14 protein-coding genes are annotated in these 16,952 nt (G+C 72.3%); 9 read left to right on the top strand and 5 right to left on the bottom strand.

Features of this window, described 5'->3' with window-relative positions; genetic code table 11:
* Positions 1-118: 118 nt before the first annotated feature.
* The 7 genes from FXF68_RS00395 to FXF68_RS00365 all read left to right on the top strand — a co-directional run bounded on the left by FXF68_RS00395 (position 119) and on the right by FXF68_RS00365 (position 8,475).
* Positions 119-1,819 (top strand): amidohydrolase, encoded by a 1,701-nt coding sequence (locus FXF68_RS00395; RefSeq protein ID WP_148756831.1) that lies wholly within the window; start codon positions 119-121, stop codon positions 1,817-1,819.
* Position 1,820: 1 nt separating this feature from the next.
* Positions 1,821-2,996, top strand: a complete 1,176-nt coding sequence (locus FXF68_RS00390) for an ABC transporter substrate-binding protein (RefSeq protein WP_148756830.1) — start codon at positions 1,821-1,823, stop codon at positions 2,994-2,996.
* A complete protein-coding gene (locus tag FXF68_RS00385; protein WP_148756829.1) occupies positions 2,989-3,846 on the top strand; it encodes a branched-chain amino acid ABC transporter permease in 858 nt (285 codons plus the stop codon). The genes FXF68_RS00390 and FXF68_RS00385 overlap by 8 nt, the downstream gene beginning before the upstream one ends.
* The gene (locus FXF68_RS00380) at positions 3,833-5,551 is read left to right on the top strand and encodes a branched-chain amino acid ABC transporter ATP-binding protein/permease (protein ID WP_148756828.1); all 1,719 of its coding nucleotides are present in this window, start codon (positions 3,833-3,835) and stop codon (positions 5,549-5,551) included. The genes FXF68_RS00385 and FXF68_RS00380 overlap by 14 nt, the downstream gene beginning before the upstream one ends.
* Positions 5,552-5,768: 217 nt before the next feature.
* Entirely contained in the window at positions 5,769-6,947 is a 1,179-nt protein-coding gene (locus FXF68_RS00375) for an ABC transporter substrate-binding protein (RefSeq protein WP_148756827.1), read from the top strand.
* 6 nt (positions 6,948-6,953) lie between these two features.
* Entirely contained in the window at positions 6,954-7,673 is a 720-nt protein-coding gene (locus FXF68_RS00370) for an ABC transporter ATP-binding protein (RefSeq protein ID WP_148756826.1), read from the top strand.
* 10 nt (positions 7,674-7,683) lie between these two features.
* Positions 7,684-8,475 carry an SDR family NAD(P)-dependent oxidoreductase gene (locus FXF68_RS00365; RefSeq protein ID WP_222869739.1) on the top strand — a complete coding sequence of 264 codons (792 nt, stop codon included), beginning with the start codon at positions 7,684-7,686 and terminating at the stop codon, positions 8,473-8,475.
* A gap of 4 nt (positions 8,476-8,479) precedes the next feature.
* Here FXF68_RS00365 and FXF68_RS00360 read toward each other — a convergent pair whose 3' ends face one another.
* The 3 genes from FXF68_RS00360 to FXF68_RS00350 form a co-directional block, all read right to left on the bottom strand.
* Positions 8,480-9,469 carry an LLM class flavin-dependent oxidoreductase gene (locus tag FXF68_RS00360; protein WP_148756824.1) on the bottom strand — a complete coding sequence of 330 codons (990 nt, stop codon included), beginning with the start codon at positions 9,467-9,469 and terminating at the stop codon, positions 8,480-8,482.
* Positions 9,470-9,535: 66 nt separating this feature from the next.
* Positions 9,536-12,055, bottom strand: coding sequence for a bifunctional YncE family protein/alkaline phosphatase family protein (locus FXF68_RS00355; protein WP_222869738.1), 2,520 nt, complete (start codon positions 12,053-12,055; stop codon positions 9,536-9,538).
* 120 nt (positions 12,056-12,175) lie between these two features.
* Positions 12,176-12,493: a hypothetical protein gene (locus FXF68_RS00350; protein ID WP_148756823.1), complete on the bottom strand. Its 318-nt coding sequence runs from the start codon at positions 12,491-12,493 to the stop codon at positions 12,176-12,178.
* A 223-nt stretch (positions 12,494-12,716) separates the two neighbouring features.
* Here FXF68_RS00350 and FXF68_RS00345 point away from each other — a divergent pair, with 223 nt between their 5' ends.
* Positions 12,717-13,508 carry an IPT/TIG domain-containing protein gene (locus FXF68_RS00345; protein WP_148756822.1) on the top strand — a complete coding sequence of 264 codons (792 nt, stop codon included), beginning with the start codon at positions 12,717-12,719 and terminating at the stop codon, positions 13,506-13,508.
* Between the two features lies 1 nt (position 13,509).
* Here the strand turns inward: FXF68_RS00345 and FXF68_RS00340 are convergent, their stop codons facing one another.
* Positions 13,510-14,970: a carbon-nitrogen hydrolase family protein gene (locus FXF68_RS00340; RefSeq protein WP_148756821.1), complete on the bottom strand. Its 1,461-nt coding sequence runs from the start codon at positions 14,968-14,970 to the stop codon at positions 13,510-13,512.
* Between the two features lie 195 nt (positions 14,971-15,165).
* On the opposite strand from FXF68_RS00340, the gene FXF68_RS00335 reads away from it, so the two are divergent.
* Positions 15,166-15,984 carry a MarR family winged helix-turn-helix transcriptional regulator gene (locus tag FXF68_RS00335; protein ID WP_148756820.1) on the top strand — a complete coding sequence of 273 codons (819 nt, stop codon included), beginning with the start codon at positions 15,166-15,168 and terminating at the stop codon, positions 15,982-15,984.
* A 63-nt stretch (positions 15,985-16,047) separates the two neighbouring features.
* Here the strand turns inward: FXF68_RS00335 and FXF68_RS00330 are convergent, their stop codons facing one another.
* Positions 16,048-16,902 (bottom strand): geranyl diphosphate 2-C-methyltransferase, encoded by an 855-nt coding sequence (locus tag FXF68_RS00330; protein WP_148756819.1) that lies wholly within the window; start codon positions 16,900-16,902, stop codon positions 16,048-16,050.
* Positions 16,903-16,952 lie beyond the last annotated feature (50 nt).

Genomic DNA, 16,952 nt, shown 5'->3' with positions numbered 1-16,952 from the left:
TTTCATCGTGCCCGGGGGCTTGTGAAGGGCGTCACTCCGTTATGCGCCCGTTATTGACCCTCCGTCTTTCGGGCCCGTACGTTCGCAAATACGTTTGGGCCCAAAGGAGGGGCGGAGGATGGACGCAAACCCGGACCTGGTGCTGCTGAACGGCGAGGTCCTGACCGTCGACGCGGAGTTCTCCGCGGCGCGCGCGCTGGCGATCACCGGCGGGACGGTCACCGCGGTCGGCGACACGGCCGAGATCCGCGCGCTGGCCGGTCCGCGCACGGAGGTGGTCGATCTGCGCGGCCGCACCGCGCTTCCCGGCATCAACGACTCGCACCTGCACGGCTGCGCCTTCGGGGTGGCCCGTCCGCCGCTCGCGCTGGACGTCGGCTACCCGACCGTCCGGTCGATCGCCGACATCCAGGCGGCGGTGAAGGAGGCCGCGGCCGCGACCCCGGAGGGCGAGTGGATCCGCGGGTACGGCTGGGACCCCGGCTACCTCGCCGAGTGCAAGGACGCCGACCGGATGCCCGACCGCGCCGACCTGGACGCGGTCTCGCCCGCCCACCCCGTCTACCTCCAGGACTTCACCGGCCACCTGACCTGGGCCAACTCCCGCGCCCTCGAGCTGGTCGGGGTCGACCGCGACACGGTGGCGCCGGAGGGCGGGGTCGTCCACGCCGACGGCGCGGGCAACCCGACCGGGCTGCTCGCCGAGCGCGCCCAGGAGCTCGTCCAGGGGCGGCTGCCCGCCTACACCCGCGCGGAGGTCGAGCAGGCCATCCGGGAGGCGGTCGCCGTCCTCCAGCGCGAGGGCATCACGAGCTTCACCGAGCCGGGCCTCGGCCCCGGCGGCAAGAGCCTGTTCGCGGGCGCCGCCGACCAGCTCACCCTGGACGTCTACGCCGACCTCGCCCGCGCCGGCGACCTCGGCGCGCGGGTCAGCGTCCTGCTGCTGCTGACCGGGATGGGCGGCTCCGCCGCCGAGATCGCCGCGGGCCTCGACTCCGCGCGGATCCCCGCGGACGTCGACCCGCGCCTGCTCCGCGTCCTCGGCGTGAAGATCTTCGCGGACGGCACCCCGCCCAACAAGACCGCCTGGATGCACGACGAGTACGAGGGCGGCGGGTTCGGCTGCCTCTGCGTGCACGGCGCGGCCGACGCGCTGCGCGCCCGCGAGCTCAACGAGATGGTCAGGCTCGCGCACGTCGCGGGCCACCAGCTCGGCATCCACGTCACCGGCGACCGGGCGCTCGACGCCGTCGTCGACGCCCTTGAGGCCGCGCAGGTCGAGCACCCCCGCGACGACCCGCGGCACTACGTGATCCACGCGGACCTCCCGGGGGCCCAGAGCCTCCGGAAGCTCGCCGAACACCGTTTCGGCGCGAACATGAACCCGGCGATCAAATGGACGATCGTCGACATGCTGGAGGAGATGCTCGGCCCCGAACGGGCCGCCTACCAGTATCCCGTGCGCTCGGCGATCGAGGCGGGCATCCCCGTCACGGCGAGCTCCGACGCCCCCGTCACCTACCCGAACTGGCGGCAGGGCATCACGGCGATGCTGTTGCGTGAATCCAAGGCGAGCGGCCGGACGTTCGGCCCCGAGGAGCGCGTGGGCCTCCCGGACGCCGTCCGCGCCTACACGGCGAACGCCGCGTGGCAGGACTTCGCCGAGGACTGGAAGGGCTCCCTCGAACCAGGCAAGGCGGCGGACGTCACCGTTCTCGACGGCTGCCTCACCGGCCTCGACCCGCACGACCTCCCGGACGTCCCCGTGGCGATGACGGTCTTCGACGGCCGCGTCGTCCACAGCACCGAAGGCATGTGAGATGCGCATCGCAAAGATTCTGCTGGCCGCCGCGCTGGTCGCCGCCCCGTTGGCGGCCTGCGGCGATTCCGGCTCCGGCTCCGACGACGGGCCGATCAACATCGGGTCCGTGTCGACCCTCAGCGGCCCGGTCACGTTCCCCGAGGCGTCGCAGGCGGCCCGCGCCGTCTTCGACGACGTGAACGCCAAGGGCGGCATCAACGGACGGAAGATCGCCTACACCGCGGCCGACGACAAGGGCGACCCGTCGAGCGCCGCGCTGGCGGCCCGCGACGTCATCCAGAACAAGAAGGCCGTCGCCCTCGCCGGCGGCGCCAGCCTGGTCGACTGCCAGGTCAACGGCCCGCTGTACGCGCAGAACAAGATCACCGACATACGCGGGATCGGGATCGACCCGGGCTGCTTCAGCTCGCCGAACATCTCGACGGTCAACACCGGCCCGTACTTCGGCTCGACGGTCTCGCTGTACTACGCGTCCGAGACGCTGAAGCTGAACAAGGTCTGCTCGTTCTTCGTCATCATCGGCGGCACGGCGAACGCCTACAAGGAGGGCGTCGACCGCTGGTCCAAGATCACCGGTAAGAAGCCGCTGATCACCGACCTGAGCCTGTCGGCGAACACCACCGACTACACGCCCTACATCCTGCGGGCCCGGGACGCGGGCTGCCAGGCGGTCCTGTTCAACGGCACCGAGCCCATGCTGGTCGGCTGGGTGAAGGCGGCGCAGGCGCAGAACGTCAAGGGCATCAAGTGGCTGTTCCTGGCGCCCGCGTACACCGTGGAGATCGCGAAGGCGCTGGGCCCGGCGGGCAAGGACGTCGTGGCGCTCTCGGAGTTCGAGCCGTACACCGACGCGAAGTCCCCGGCCAACCAGGACTGGCAGAAGATCATGACCGACCACAAGGTGCCGCTCACCTCGTTCGCGCAGGGCGGCTACCTGGCCGCCACCCACCTCGTCGAGGTGCTGCGCGGGATCAAGGGCGACATCACCCGCGAGTCCGTCACCAAGGCGATGAAGGACCTGAAGCCGCAGCCCTCGAACATGACCGGCACGCCGTTCGCGTTCGGACCCGGCGACAAGCACGCCCCCAACACCTCGGCGAAGTTCGTGAAGCCGGACGGCAAGGGCGGCTGGACCGTGCTGACCCCGGACTGGATCAAACTCCCCAATGCTTGAGGGTGCGATAGCGGGCCTGGCCGGGGGCGGTGCGTACGCCGCCCTCGGCCTGTGCCTCACACTGATGTTCCGACTGGTCAGGGCCGTGAACTTCGCGCAGGTCGCGATCGGCGTGATCGGCGTCTACACCATGGCGCTCACGGTCGACCACGGCTGGCCCTACGGGCTCGCCGCGCTCGCCGGGCTGGTCGTCGCCACCGTCGTCGCCGCCGCGCTCGGCTGGGTGATGGGGCGCTGGTTCGGCGAGGCGGGCGCGGACCAGCGGTCCGCGATCTCCATCGCGTTCCTCGTGTCCCTGCTCGCCGCGTCCTACCTGGCCTACGGCACCGACCCGCGGCGGATCCCGGGCAAGTTCGGCGGGTCGCTGTTCACCGTCAACGGCATCACGATCACCGAGGCGGCGGCCGTGTGCACGGTCGGCTCGATCGCGGTCGCGGCGGGCGCCTGGCTGTTCCTCGACAAGACGGTCCTCGGCCTGCGGCTGCGGGCCCTGTCCGAGCGCCCGACGACGGCGGAGCTGCACGCCATCCCGTCCCGGTGGCTCGGCGTCGGCATGTGGGCGGCGACCGGGCTGCTCGCCGCCGCCGTCCTGCTCGTCGTCGCGCCGCAGCAGACCAGCGACCAGACGTCGCTGGCGCTGATGATCATCCCGGCCGGGGCGGCGGCGCTCGTCGGGGGGTTCCGCAGCCTCGGCCGGACGGTCGCGGGCGGCCTCGGACTTGGCGCGCTCCAGGGCGCGCTCGCCCACGTCAGCGAGTTGCAGCAGTACCGCGACACGGTGCCCTTCCTGGCGATCCTCGCCATTCTCATCTGGTCCCAGCGGCGGGAGGTGTGGGATGCCGCGCGTTGATCCCAACCTGGTGAAACGGACGGCGATGTTCCGGCAGCCGCTGGCGGCGCTCCTCGTCGTCGTGGTCGCCGCGGTCGCCGTCCCGCAGTACTGGCTGTTCCTCGCGACGTCGGCGCTCGTGTCGGCGGTCGCGCTGCTCGGCCTCGGCATCGTCGGCCGGGCCGGCATGAACTCGCTGTGCCAGCTCTCGTTCGCCGCCGTCGGCGCGTGGACGGTCGCCCAGCTCAACGTGTGGTCGGCGCCCGGCACCCTCATCCTGTGGACGGTCGCCGGCGGCGTCGTCGCGATGCCGTTCGGCATCCTCATCGGGCTCCCGGCGCTGCGGCTGCGCGGCGTGCACCTCGCCGTCGTCACGCTCGGCTTCGCCGCCGCGGCCGACGTCGTCGTGTCCGCGATCAACTTCCCCGGCGTCGACAGCTACCAGCAGGTCATCCGGCCGGAGTTCATCGCCACCGACCGCCAGTACTTCGTCTACGCCGGCCTGCTGTTCGTCGTCCTCTCGCTCGGCGTCGAATGGGTCGGACGCACCCGGGTCGGCGCGTCGTGGCGGGCCGTCCGGTTCTCCGAGCGCGCCACCGCCGCCGCCGGGACGAGCGTCGCCGGCGCCAAGCTGTCGGCGTTCGCGCTCAGCGCGTTCGCGGCCGGGCTCGCGGGCGGGCTGCTCGCCGGCCAGGTCGGCATGATCACCGCGCAGAACTTCGGGACGATCGGCTCCCTCGCCCTCTTCGTCGTCGCCGTGATGGCGGGCAGCGAGTTCGTGTTCGGCGCGCTGTTCGGCGGTTTCCTGATCATGTTCATTCCGGAGTTCTTCCGGCGCGCCGGGATCTCCCAGGACTGGGCGAACGTGCTGTTCGGCGTCGGCGCCGTGCAGGCGCTGTCGCAGGGCACCAGCATCAGCGAGGGGTTCGCGAAGCGGCTGCGGGCCCGGCGGCCCGCCGCGGTGCCGCCGCCGCGCGAGACCGCCGGCGGCGGCAGGCCGCCGCTCGGCGCGAAGCCGCTGCTGGAGGCCAAGGGCGTCGGCGTCAAGTACGGGCAGGTCACCGCGCTGCAAAGCGTGGACCTCGTCGTCCCGGAGGGCACCGTGATGGGCCTCATCGGGCCGAACGGCGCGGGGAAGTCGACGCTGATCGACGCGCTGTCGGGGTTCCTGCCGTCCGCGTCCGGGTCCGTCACCCTGGACGGCCGCCGCCTCGACGGGCTGCCCGTGCACCGCCGCGCGGGGGCCGGGCTGCGCCGCACGTTCCAGCAGGACCGCGTCCCGACCGGCCTCGCCGTCGACGCCTACCTGCGGTTCGCCGCGCACCGCCTCGTCACCCGGGACGAGCTGGAGGAGATCCGCGAGTTCCTCGGCTGCCCGCCCGGCGAGGCCCACGTCGCCGACCTGGACGTCGGCAGCCGCCGCCTGCTGGAGGTCGCCGCCGCGATCCTCGCCAAGCCGAAACTGATCATCCTGGACGAGCCCGCCGCCGGCCTCGCGCACGCCGAGTCGCTCGCGCTCGCCGACCGGCTCGTCGAGGTCCCGGCCCGCTACGGCGCGTCGGTGCTGCTGATCGAGCACGACCTGGACATGGTCCGGCGCGCCTGCGCGCGGATCGTCGTCCTCGACTTCGGCGCGGTGATCGCCGAGGGCGAGCCCGCGCAGGTGCTGGCGAGGCCCGAGGTCGCCCGCGCCTACCTGGGTGACGAGGAGGTGGCTCTCACGTGACCAGGGTCGGACACCGCAATGGCCTCCCAAATGCTGTTTTCGCCGACATCTGCAACGCCGCGTGGCAGGATTCGCCCGAGGATCGGAAGGACGTCCTCGACCTGGCAATGCGGCGGACGTCGCTGTCTTCGACGGCGTACTCACCGCCCTCGACCCCCGCGACCTACCGCAAGTGCCCGCCTCGGCGGATGGTCGTCCACACCGAAGGCATTTTGGGATGCGCATCACGAAGATCCTCCTCGCCGCCGTGCTGGCGGCTCCGCTGGCCGGCTGCGGCGACGCCGGGACCGGCACCGCCGAGACCGACGACCCGATCAACATCGCGTCGGTGTCGACGCTCAGCGGCCCGGTCACGTTCCCCGAGTCCTCGCTCGCGGCCCGCGCCGTCTTCGACGACGTCAACGACAAGGGCGGCATCAACGGCCGGAAGATCGTCTACACGATGGCCGACGACAAGGGCGATCCGGCGGGCGCCGCGCTCGCCGGCCGCGACGTCATCGAGCGGAAGCAGGCCGTGGCGCTCGCGGGCGGCGCGAGCCTGCTCGACTGCCAGGTCAACGGCGCGGTCTACGCGCGCGCCAAGATCACCGACGTGCGCGGCGTCGGGGTGGACCCCGGCTGCTTCAGCTCGGCGAACATCTCGCCGGTCAACACCGGCCCGTTCTTCGGCTCGACCGTGACGCTGTACTACGCGTCCGAGACGCTGAAGCTGAACAAGCTCTGCGTCTTCCTGTCCATCATCGGCGGCACCGCGGAGGCGTACAAGGAGGGCGTGGCGCGCTGGTCCCGGCTCACCGGCAAGAAGCCGCTGATCATGGACCTGAGCCTGGCGACGGCCCCCTCGAACTTCACGCCCTACATCCTGCGGGCGCGGAACGCCGGCTGCGAGGCGGTCCTGTTCAACGGCGTCGAGCCCGAGTTGATCGGCTGGGTGAAGGCCGCGCAGAAGCAGAACGTCACCGACATCAAGTGGCTGTTCCTCGCGCCCGCCTACACCGAGGAGGTCGGGAAGGCGCTCGGCTCGTCCGGGAGGAGCGTCATCGCGCTGTCGGAGTTCGAGCCGTACACCGAGTCGGCCTCCCGGGCCAACAGGGAATGGCGCACCACCATGGAGGAGCACAAGGTGCCGCTGACCGCCTTCGCGCAGGGCGGGTATCTCGCGGCGAAGCACCTGGTCACGGTGCTGCGTTCGATCAAGGGGGACATCACCCGCGAGTCCGTCACCGAGGCGATGAAGACGCTGCGGCCGCTGCCCTCCGCGATGACCGGGACGCCGTTCGCGTTCGGCCCCGGTGACGCCCACGCATCCAACCTCGCCGCGAAGTTCGTCCAGCCGGACGGACAGGGCGGCTGGGCGGTGCTCACATCAGATTGGATCAAACTGCCGAATGGTTGATGGAGCATGAGGGAGCTGAGGCTTGAGGACGTGTCGGTCGGCCGGGGCGGCGCCCCGATCGTCCGGGACGTCTCGCTGACCGTCCCGGCCGGGCAGGTGACCGTCCTGCTCGGCCCGAACGGGGCCGGGAAGACGACGCTGCTGGAGGCGATCGCGGGCGTCCTGCCCCTCGCGTCCGGACGGCTCACCGGGGACGGCGACGACCTCTCCGGGCTCGACCGGGTGTCGCGCGCCAAGCGCGGCATCGCGCTCGTCGAGCAGGGCCGGACCGTGTTCAGCGGCCTGACCGTCGCGGAGAACCTGCGCGCCGTGCGGCGCGGCCCCCGCGCCGACCGGGCGCTGGAGCTGTTCCCCGAGCTGACGAAGCGGATGGACGTCCAGGCCGGGCTGCTGTCCGGCGGCGAGCAGCAGATGGTGGTGCTCGCCCGCGCGCTCGCGATGTCCCCGTCGGTGCTGCTGATCGACGAGATGTCGCTCGGCCTCGCGCCGGTGATCGTCAAGCGGCTGCTGCCCGCCGTCCGCGCGCTCGCGGACGAGGGCGTCGCCGTCCTGCTCGTCGAGCAGTTCGCGACGCTCGCGCTGGCGGTGGCCGACACCGCGCACGTGCTGGCCGGCGGGCGGCTCACGCACAGCGGGCCCGCCGCGCCGCTGCGCAAGGCGCCGAACGTGCTCCACGCGGCCTACCTTGGAGAATCGGTGCCCCAGGGCGGCGGACGGCGGAACTAGGGAGATGCGAATGCAACGGGTGCTGATCGTCACGGGCGGCGGCAGCGGGATCGGCGCGGCGGTCGCCGCCGCCGGAGCCGCCGCCGGGGACCGGGTGGTGATCTGCGGGCGGCGCAAGGAGGCCCTCGACCGGGTCGCGGCGGAGACGGGCGCCGAGCCGCGCGTCTGCGACGTCGCCGCGCCGGACGAGGTCGCCGGCCTCGTCGAGGACGTCGTCGCCGCGCACGGCCGCCTGGACGGGATCGTCGCGAACGCGGGCACGCTGCGCAACGGCGCCGTCCTCGACCTGTCGCCCGACGACTGGGACGCCACGATCAGGACCAACCTGACCTCGGTGTTCCTGCTGGCGAGGGCCGCGCTGCCGCACCTGATCGAGGCGAAGGGATCCCTCGTCACGGTCTCGTCGGTGGCGGCGCTGCGCGTCCCGGCCGGGGTCGCGGCGTACGCGACGTCCAAGGCGGGGCTCACCATGCTGACCCAGACGATCGCGGCGGACTACGGTCCGCAGGGCGTCCGCGCCAACGTGGTGTGCCCCGGCTGGATCCGCACCGAGATGTCGGACATGGAGATGGCCCTCTTCGGCGAGCCGCACGGCCTGACCAGGGAGGAGGCGTACGACGAGGTGACCCGGCTCGTCCCGCAGCGCCGGGCGGGCAGCCCGGCCGAGGCCGCCGCCGCGATCATGTGGCTGCTCGGGCCCGAGGCGTCGTACGTGAACGGCGCCGTGCTGAGCGTGGACGGCGGCACCGCCCTGCCCGACCCGGGCACCGTCCCGTTCGACTTCCAGGTCAAGCCCCGCTAGGCGGTCACGCGGGGCTCGCCGCGAGGCTGTAGAGGTCGGCGAGGATGTCGTAGGAGCGCAGCCGGTCGGCGTGGTCGTGGACCTGGGTGGTGACCATGACCTCGTCGACCCCGGTCCGCTCGATCAGCGCGTCCATCGTGCGCCGCACCGTCTCGGGCCCGCCGACGACCTGGTCGGCCAGCCGCGAGTCGATCATCTGCCGGTCCATCGCCGTGTACGGGTAGGACGCGGCCTCGTCCGGCGTCGGGAGGAGCCCCGGGTTGCCCTGCCGCAGCCGCAGGAACGCGAGCGCCTGCGGCTGGGCGAGCTCCACCGCCCGCTCGTCGGTGTCGGCGGCGGTGACCGCCACGCCGATCATCGAGTACGGCTCGGCCAGCGCGCCGGGCCGGAACGACTCCCGGTACAGGTTCAGCGCGGGCACCGTGTTCTGCGCGCTGAAGTGGTGCGCGAACGCGAACGGCAGCCCGAGCAGCCCGGCGAGCCGCGCGCTGTACCCGCTGGAGCCGAGCAGCCACACCGGCGGCTCGTTGCCCGCCGCCGGGGTGACCTTGCTGTCCGCGCCGAAGTAGCCGCGCAGCTCGACGACCTGCTCGGGGAAGTCGTCCACGGACAGGGCCTGCGGGGAGCGGCGCAGCGCCAGCGCGGTCGCCTGGTCGGTGCCGGGCGCGCGGCCGAGGCCGAGGTCGATGCGGCCGGGGAAGAGCGCCTCCAGCGTCCCGAACTGCTCGGCCACCACCATCGGCGCGTGGTTCGGCAGCATGATCCCGCCGGACCCGACCCGCAGCGCGGACGTCGCCGCCGCGACCTGCCCGATCAGCACGGCCGTCGCGGAGCTCGCGATGCCGGGCATCGCGTGGTGCTCGGCGAGCCAGTACCGGTGGAAGCCGAGCCGCTCGGCGTGCCGGGCCAGGTCGAGGGTGTTGCGCAGGGCCTGGCCGGACGTGGAGCCGCTGACGACGGGGGCCAGGTCGAGGACGGAGAAGGGAACGCTCATGAACAGTGCCAACCCGTCCGGTCTCCGTCCTCTTCCCCGGCCCCCTTCCTGGTCAATCAGTGTCAATCAGTCGTCGTCGTCATCGTCGTGTTCCACGGTCGGGGCGCCGGGGAGGCGGTGGCGGGGTTCGGGCATCTCGGCGCCCTTGCCGCGGACGCTCTGCCAGATCGCCTGGTTGAACGTCCGCTCGTCGATCTGGTCCTCCTTGCCGAGCTGCTGCTGGGCGGAGATCGCCGCGAGCGGGGCGGACGCGGAGTTGGTCTCCGTCCGCGGCCACTGCGGGACGACCGCGTCGTAGGGACGCGCGTTCGGCCTCGACGTGAACGCCGCCGTCATCGGCGTCGAGTAGGCGTCGAACTGGGTGAGCGGCCGGATGCCGCTGATCAGCTGGATCGTCCGGACCATCGAGACCGTGCTGTAGAACGTCGAGTCGACCTTGCCCGTCTGCGTGTACGGGCTGATCACCAGCGCGAGCGTGCGGTGCGCGTCGATGTGGTCGGGGCCGTTCTGCGCGTCGTCCTCGGTGACGAAGATCGCCGTGTCCTTCCAGAACCTCGACTTCGACACCGCGTCCACGAGCAGGCCGAGCGCGTAGTCGTTGTCGGCGACGTAGGCGCGCGGGGTGGGCGAGCCCGCCTTCGTCCCGGCCGTGTGGTCGTTCGGCAGCCGGACGAACTCGACCGACGGCAGCTTCCCGCTCTTCTCGAACGCGCGGAACTCGGTCAGCCACCGGCTGATCCGCGGCGCGCCGCACGTCTTCGACAGTGGCGTGAACGAGTTCGGGCTGTCCGGGCAGGCGAGGTCGTAGCCGTGGAAATCGGGGTCGGTGGCGGCGTTCAGCACCGGGTCCTCGGCGGACGCGCGGCCCTGCGCGTCGTGCGACACGTAGAACCCGTAGTTGCGGAACGGGACGCCCGCCCTCTTGAGCCGCTGCCAGATGTAGGCGTCCTTCGGGTCGCTGTTCGGGGCGATCTCCGGCGTCCCGTTCTCGGACGGGTACGGCGCGTTGCGGCTGGAGTAGTTCGCGGGCCACACCTGCTCGGAGTAGGGGTTGGAGTTGCTGCCCACCACCCAGTTCCAGCCCTGCGCGCTGACCTCGGCGTCGGCGTAGAAGTTGTCGAACGTGACGAACCGGCGGGACAGCTCGCGCGCGTTCGGCGCCGACTCGTCGCCGAACAGGTTCAGGCTCGGGTCGCCGCCGCCCTTGCCGATGCTGCCGAACTCCTGGTCGTAGGTGCGGTTCTCGCGCACCACGTAGATGACGTGCTTGATCGGCGTCTTCGCGCCGGGGTGCAGCGGGACGACGTGCCCGCCGTCGCCGCGCCCGCCGCGCACGCGGTCCCGCTCGTCGAACCCGTTGTTGCGGACGACCTGCCGCGACCACGCGCGCAGCCGCCCCGGGTCGGACGGACGGTCGATCAGCGACAGCGTCCCCTTGATCATCGAGCCGATGTACTTGTCGGCCGTGCCGCCGCCGTGCGGGTCCGGCCTGCCGGGTCCGTCGTTCGGCCCGGCGCCGAGCCCCTTGGCGTTGACGACCAGCAGCCGGTCGCCGAGGACGTGCACCGACGTCGGGTACCAGCCGGTCGGGATCATGCCGGTGACGCGGCCGCGGCGCAGGTCGACGACCGCCACGTCGTTGTTGCCGGAGTTCGCGACGTAGAGCAGCCGCCCGTCCGGGGACGGCGCCGACGCGACCGGGTTGCTGCCGATCGGCGCGCCGTTGTACGGGCTCAGGTCGATCTTCCGGACGACCTTGTTCCGCGCCGTGTCGACGACGTCGGCCTCGTCCCCGTCGCCCGCCGTGACGAACGCGCGGGAGCCGTCGGCGCTGAGCGAGATCTTGTTCGGGTGCGTGCCGGTTGGAACGTTCCCTACGACGGTGGGCGCCGTGCCGGACACGTCCACTACGCTCACCGAAGCGGCGCCCTGGTTCGCGACGTACGCGGTCTTCCCGTCCTTGCCGAGGGCGACGCCGTACGGCCGGTGCCCGACCGCCGTCGTCTCCGCCTTCCCGGACGCGAGGTCGACCACCGACAGCGCGTCCGCCTGCTGGTCGGCGACGAGGAGCCGCTTCCCGTCCGGCGTGACCGCGAGGCCCGCCGGGAACATGTTCACCTTCTGGCCGTCCGGGTTCGTCGTCGGCAGCGCGATGGACGCCTTCTCGGTGAGCGTCCCGTCCGCGACGTCGTACACGCGGATCTTGTTGTTGCCGCCCGCGCTCGCGTAGGCGTGCTTCCCGTCCGGGCTCCACGCGACGCCCGCGTAGAGCGCCTGCGGGCTCTTGTAGCCGATCGTCTGGCCGACCGCGCCGGACGAGGTGTCCACGACCTGGAGCGACTGGACGCCCTGCCCGGCGTTGACGACGAGCAGGCGGGAGCCGTCCGGGCTCAGCGCGGACGCGAGCGGGAGCAGCCCCAGCGTCACCTGCGTTCCGGCCGGTGTCACGAGGTGCCCGACGGGCGTGACGCCGGTGCCGTCGCCCTGCGGGCCCGCCTGCTTGCGGGTGCCCGCGTACGCGGCCCCGCCGCTCAGCACGACGAGCGCCGCCGCTGCGGCGACCGCGCGTCTGGATCGGAGTCTCATCAGCGCCTCCTGGCGCCGCCGTCCCACCCTGGGGGAAAGGTGGTCGTGAACGGCGGCCGACCGGAACGTAGATCGTCATTCCGGACGGCGGGTGAGCCCGAGGTTAAGCGCCGGAGAAGATCAACCGGTAAGGGCCACAATGGCCGCCACGACGGCCCCAATGGCCCCCGCGGCGAGGATCGGGAAGAGCGTGATGCAGAGCCACGACCACCGCACGAGGACGCGCGCCCGCGCGGGGTCGTCCGCGAACCGCGTCTCGGCCCGCGTGTAGAGCAGCGCGGCCACGACGACGAGCGGGAGGAACACGAACGTCGTGACGAGCCCGAGGACGAACGCCGCCGCCTGGCCGGGGCGGGTGTAGGTCCCGTCGGCGCCCACGCCGAGCGCGAGGCGGCGGGACGGCGCGGGGACGGCGGCTGCGGACACGGCTTCGGTCATGGCGCCCACCTTGATCGATTGTGAAAGTGACCTGGATCATACGCTTCGCGACGTTCCCGCGCGAGAGTCCTGTAACGCCTTCGTGGCAGCGAGTGCCGTGCCGCCCGCGCGTGAGGGCGGAGTGGCGAAACGCCGTCCCGGCGCGGTTCGATAATCGGCAGGGGGACGACGAGCAGCGCGCAACAGGCGCCCGCAACAGGCACGCACAACAGAATGGAGAGCCGTGGCCGACTCAGAGGTCGGACGCGAATACGCCCGCACCCGCGACATCGTGATCGTGTTCGCCGTCCTGCTGGTCCTCACGGCCCTGCTGGTGATCGTCCTGGTGGAGGCGTGGCCGCCCGCGCCGCGCCCCGCGCCGGACGGCCGCGCGCCGGCCGCCGCCGCCAAGACCGTCCACCTGTTCGGCTGGTCGCCCGCGGTGTCCCGCGACACGTGCCTGTTCCTGGTGGTCATGGCGGCCGGGGCGCTCGGCGCGGTCACGCACGTCCTGCGGTCGTTCTACTGGTACATCGGGAACCGGGCGCTGCGCCGCAGCTGGCTGATGATGTACCTGACGCTCCCGATCGTCGGCGCGCTGTTCGGACTGATCGTCTACCTCGTGGTGCGCGGCGGGCTGACCTCGCCGCTCGGCGGCGCCGACGACGTCAACCCGTACGGCGTCGCCGCCATCGCGGCGCTCGTCGGCCAGTTCTCCCGCGAGACCGCCGAGAAGTTCCGCGCGGTCTTCGCCACCCTGCTGGCGCCCGCGCAGCGGGGCCGCGACCACGCCATCCCGCCGAAGGTCTCCGCCATCGACCCCGACAACGGGCCGCCGGGCACGGCCGTCACGATCCGGGGCGACGGGCTGGACGGGGCGACCAGCGTCCGCTTCGGCGCGGCGCGGGCCGCGGTGATCGACGCGACGGACACGCTGGTGCGGACGACCCTCCCCGCGGGCGCCACCACGGCGCCGCCGGTCGTGAACACCCCGGCCGGGTCCGCGGTGAGCCCGGAGCCGTTCACCGTCGACTGAGCTACCGCTTGTCGTCGTGCCAGTGGTCGAACCAGGCGTCGTAGGCGGCGCCCGGGAACACGCGCGGCAGCTCGGACGTCGGCAGCCGCCCGAGCTCGGCGCCCGTCCGCGCCACGCCGAACTGCCCCTCGGTCTGGTACGCGACGCGGTCGAGGCTCTTCGGCCCGGTGACGAGGCAGGTGTAGCGGGGGCCGGGGACGCGGGGCTCGTCGTCCGGGATGGCGGCGCCGACCGCGAGGCTGTTGGACACCGTCACCCACGTCCCGAGCTCGATGACCTGCCGCTCGGCGGAGCGCTGCTCCCAGCGGAACTCCAGGATCGGCTTGGAGAAGATCGGGACGAGCAGGTGCGACACCCCGGCCGAGCGCAGCTCCCGCTCCCAGTCGACCGACCGGGCGAGGTCCTCGCAGATCAGCACGGCGAGGCGGCCGAGCGAGGAGTCGAGCACGGACACCTTCCGGCCGGGCCGCGCGTACTCCACGGCCGACCCGGTGGACGGCGCGTCCGGCAGCCGCCACAGCCGCATCTGGTCGGCGTCCAGCGTGAACCCGGACAGCTTGTCCTGGACGAGGAGCTCCTGCCCCGTCCACCGGTCGAGCAGGACGGCGCGGTTCGGCGGCGGGTCGCCGCCGCCGATCGGGCCGGTGCCGAGCAGCAGGAAGCGCAGCGGGCGGCGGGCGCGGTCGCGGGCGGCGGTGTCGAACGCGACCTCCTTCCACAGCTCCAGCAGCGAGTCCGAGAGCGACGCCTCCGGCATCACGGCGAGCTGCGCGCCGGACTCGTCCAGCCGCCGGATGATCGCCTTGACCCGGCTGCGGATGCCCGAGGTGTCCATCGGGCGGAGCCGGTACACGGTCAGGCCCGCCCGCTCCTCGAACTCGATCTCGATGTCGTCGTAGGTCTCCAGCACCGGCGCGCAGCCGACCGCGACCGGCTCGTCCCGGTTGAGGTGCGGGTCGTTCACCGCGGGCAGCACGCGGTGGTCGATCCTCGCCCACTCGGCCGCCGGGACGCGGTGCACCCCGAAGAACTCGGCCTTCGTCCGCAGCCCGCGCGGGCGTCCGGCGAACGCGCAGCGGGGCAGCAGCGCGCCGGTCGTGCGGGGCCCGTTCAGCTTGCCCTCGGTGAGGTAGGTGACCAGCACTCCGGCCAGCGCGGGCGCGTCGTGGTACGGCCCGTAGGGGCTCGCGTGGGCGAGCGCGATGTCGAGGCCGAGCAGGATGACGAAGCGCCCGCGGTCGCCGCGCGCGTCGACGATGCCCGCCGTCCGCGCCGGGTCGAACGTGCCGGTCGCGAGGACCGAGTCGGCGATCTCGTTCGCCTCCCGCCGCACCCGCTCCGCCGCGTACCAGCGCGTCGCCGCCCAGCCCTCGAAGACGTCGTCCGGGATCGCGTCGTACAGCTGGACGAAGAGATCAGCTGGTTCCGCCGAGTACTCGGCCGCCGCCAACTGATCCGTCATAAGCGCCCCCGGGGGTTGACACGCGCGGTTACGGGTGGTGGACCGATGTTAACTCTGCCAGGCCCCGCCTTTCAGCGTCCTCCGCTACACATACGTCCTTCTGGCGATACTGAGGACTGGGTCACTTGACAATCACTTGGCATGGACGCACCCTGGAGTGGTCCAACGGTGCTCGCCTACTCCGGGAGTGTGACCATGAGCGCTGTTACCGCCTCCGCCCGTGACCGCCGGACGGAGGTCCGGCGTCTCATCGACTCGATGGAACACGCCAAGGTCATCAGCGACGGTCACTTCAGCGCCCTCGGGATGCTGATCACCGACGCCTCGCTGAGCGCAGACGAACCAGCCCTCGTGGAATGCCAGGACGGGTTGCAGTGGCTCCACCGCCACTATCTCGACGTCACCGGCTTGGACGGCGCGCAGCGCGAGCAGCGCGGCCGGATCCTCGGGCTGATCGACGTCGTCCACTGGGCGCTGCGGCGGCTGCCGTCCGGGCTGCAGCTCGGGCTCCGGCCGGAGAGCCACGCCGCCCGCTTCCTCGTCGCGGTCCACCGCCGCCAGGGCATGTCGAACAAGCAGCTCGCCGCCGCGCTCGGCACCGACGAGACCGAGGTCAGCCGGGTCGGACGCCGGCTGCTGTCCGCGGGGCTCGTGTGGCGGCGCAAGGAGTGGCGGCACAACGCCTGGGACATCACCCCGCGCGGCTTCCAGTACCTGGAGACGTCCGGCCTGCTCGCCGAGGGCGCGGGCGACGGCCGGCGCGACGCCGGTGCGGGCCGCGGCGAGGAGCTCGCGCCCCGCTCGCCGGACGCGGTGCCGCGCCGTCCCCGGCAGGACGCTCCCGAACCGGACCGCGCCGAGGCGGGCCTCCCCGAGCCGGGATTCGCCGAGTACGACCTCACGGAGCCTGGGCACACCGACCCGGGCCATACCGAGCCCGGCCGCAAAGACCCCGGACACGAAGAGCCCGGCCGCAAGGAGCCAGGATCGCCGTCCTCGCCCGGGCACGCCTGAACGTCGCCGCGCAAGGGCTCGGCCCGCCACAGGCGACGGTGGCGGGCCGGGCCTCGGGGACGGTCAGACGCGGTCGGCGGCGATCAGCAGGTACTGGAAGCTGCCGCCCTTGTAGGCGTCGAGGAACGCCGCCTCGATGCCGGTGGCCAGCGACGACTTCGCCCGCAGCTCCCAGTAGGGGATCGTGGCCGGGGTCAGGTCGATCACGCTCGCCGGGACGAGCCGGTTCGCCGCCATCTCCTTGAAGTACGTGCTGCGCGGGTGGATGTCGCAGATGTAGTGCGCGTTGATCTCGCTCACGGCGCGCGACGGCAGCCCGTAGGCGTCGTTGTAGCAGCCGGTGATGGTCACGTACCGGCCGCCGCGGCGTAGTAGTCGGGAGTGCTCGGCGAACAGCAGCCCGAGCTCGACGTACATCGTGCTCTCGTTGTTCCAGACGGCCTGGAACGCTCCCGTCTCGAAGCCGGTCTCGAGCATGTTCTTGAAGTGGAAGCTCACCTTGTCGTCGACGCCGCGCCGCCTGGCCTGCTCGGTCGCGAACTCGACCTGGGACTCGGAGATCGACACCCCGTCCACGCGGCAGCCGAACCGCTGGTTGGCCATGAGGCTGGACCCGCCGCGACCGCACCCCGCGTCGAGGAGGCGGTCGGACGGGTGCACGGGGCCGAGGTGGTTCATCAGCAGTTCCGCCTGGGCGGACTCCAGCCGGTGCAGCTCCGCGATCGTCCGCTCCTCGCGGGTCTCGGCCGGGCCGTCGAGGACGGTCCAGTCGACGGCGCCGATGCCGTAGTGGTGGTGGTAGAACCCGTCCACCTCGCCCAGCCGCAGGTTGACCGGGTTCCTCTCGGCGTTCCAGTAGTCGGCGACCGAGTGCTGGTAGAGGCTGCTCAGAACCTGGCTGCCCGTGGTAGAGGCCATACGTGGTGATCCTTTCTCGGAGGGTGGTCGGGGCGGGTCGGAGGGCGGGG

It is taken from the genome of Actinomadura decatromicini (genome assembly GCF_008121305.1).
Lineage (GTDB): Bacteria > Actinomycetota > Actinomycetes > Streptosporangiales > Streptosporangiaceae > Spirillospora > Spirillospora syzygii.
The sequence above is the reverse complement of the archived record's forward strand: the minus strand, read 5'-3'. Positions and strand labels throughout refer to the sequence as shown.

Excerpts from the sequence above, each read along its gene's own strand:
- FXF68_RS00395 (WP_148756831.1), top strand. The coding sequence starts at position 119 with ATGGACGCAAACCCGGACCTGGTGCTGCTGAACGGCGAGGTCCTGACC.
- FXF68_RS00335 (WP_148756820.1), top strand. The coding sequence starts at position 15,166 with ATGAGCGCTGTTACCGCCTCCGCCCGTGACCGCCGGACGGAGGTCCGG.
- FXF68_RS00365 (WP_222869739.1), top strand. The coding sequence starts at position 7,684 with ATGCAACGGGTGCTGATCGTCACGGGCGGCGGCAGCGGGATCGGCGCG.
- FXF68_RS00390 (WP_148756830.1), top strand. The coding sequence starts at position 1,821 with ATGCGCATCGCAAAGATTCTGCTGGCCGCCGCGCTGGTCGCCGCCCCG.
- FXF68_RS00370 (WP_148756826.1), top strand. The coding sequence starts at position 6,954 with ATGAGGGAGCTGAGGCTTGAGGACGTGTCGGTCGGCCGGGGCGGCGCC.
- FXF68_RS00350 (WP_148756823.1), bottom strand. The coding sequence starts at position 12,493 with ATGACCGAAGCCGTGTCCGCAGCCGCCGTCCCCGCGCCGTCCCGCCGC.
- FXF68_RS00330 (WP_148756819.1), bottom strand. The coding sequence starts at position 16,902 with ATGGCCTCTACCACGGGCAGCCAGGTTCTGAGCAGCCTCTACCAGCAC.
- FXF68_RS00355 (WP_222869738.1), bottom strand. The coding sequence starts at position 12,055 with ATGAGACTCCGATCCAGACGCGCGGTCGCCGCAGCGGCGGCGCTCGTC.
- FXF68_RS00375 (WP_148756827.1), top strand. The coding sequence starts at position 5,769 with ATGCGCATCACGAAGATCCTCCTCGCCGCCGTGCTGGCGGCTCCGCTG.
- FXF68_RS00340 (WP_148756821.1), bottom strand. The coding sequence starts at position 14,970 with ATGACGGATCAGTTGGCGGCGGCCGAGTACTCGGCGGAACCAGCTGAT.
- FXF68_RS00380 (WP_148756828.1), top strand. The coding sequence starts at position 3,833 with ATGCCGCGCGTTGATCCCAACCTGGTGAAACGGACGGCGATGTTCCGG.
- FXF68_RS00385 (WP_148756829.1), top strand. The coding sequence starts at position 2,989 with ATGCTTGAGGGTGCGATAGCGGGCCTGGCCGGGGGCGGTGCGTACGCC.
- FXF68_RS00360 (WP_148756824.1), bottom strand. The coding sequence starts at position 9,469 with ATGAGCGTTCCCTTCTCCGTCCTCGACCTGGCCCCCGTCGTCAGCGGC.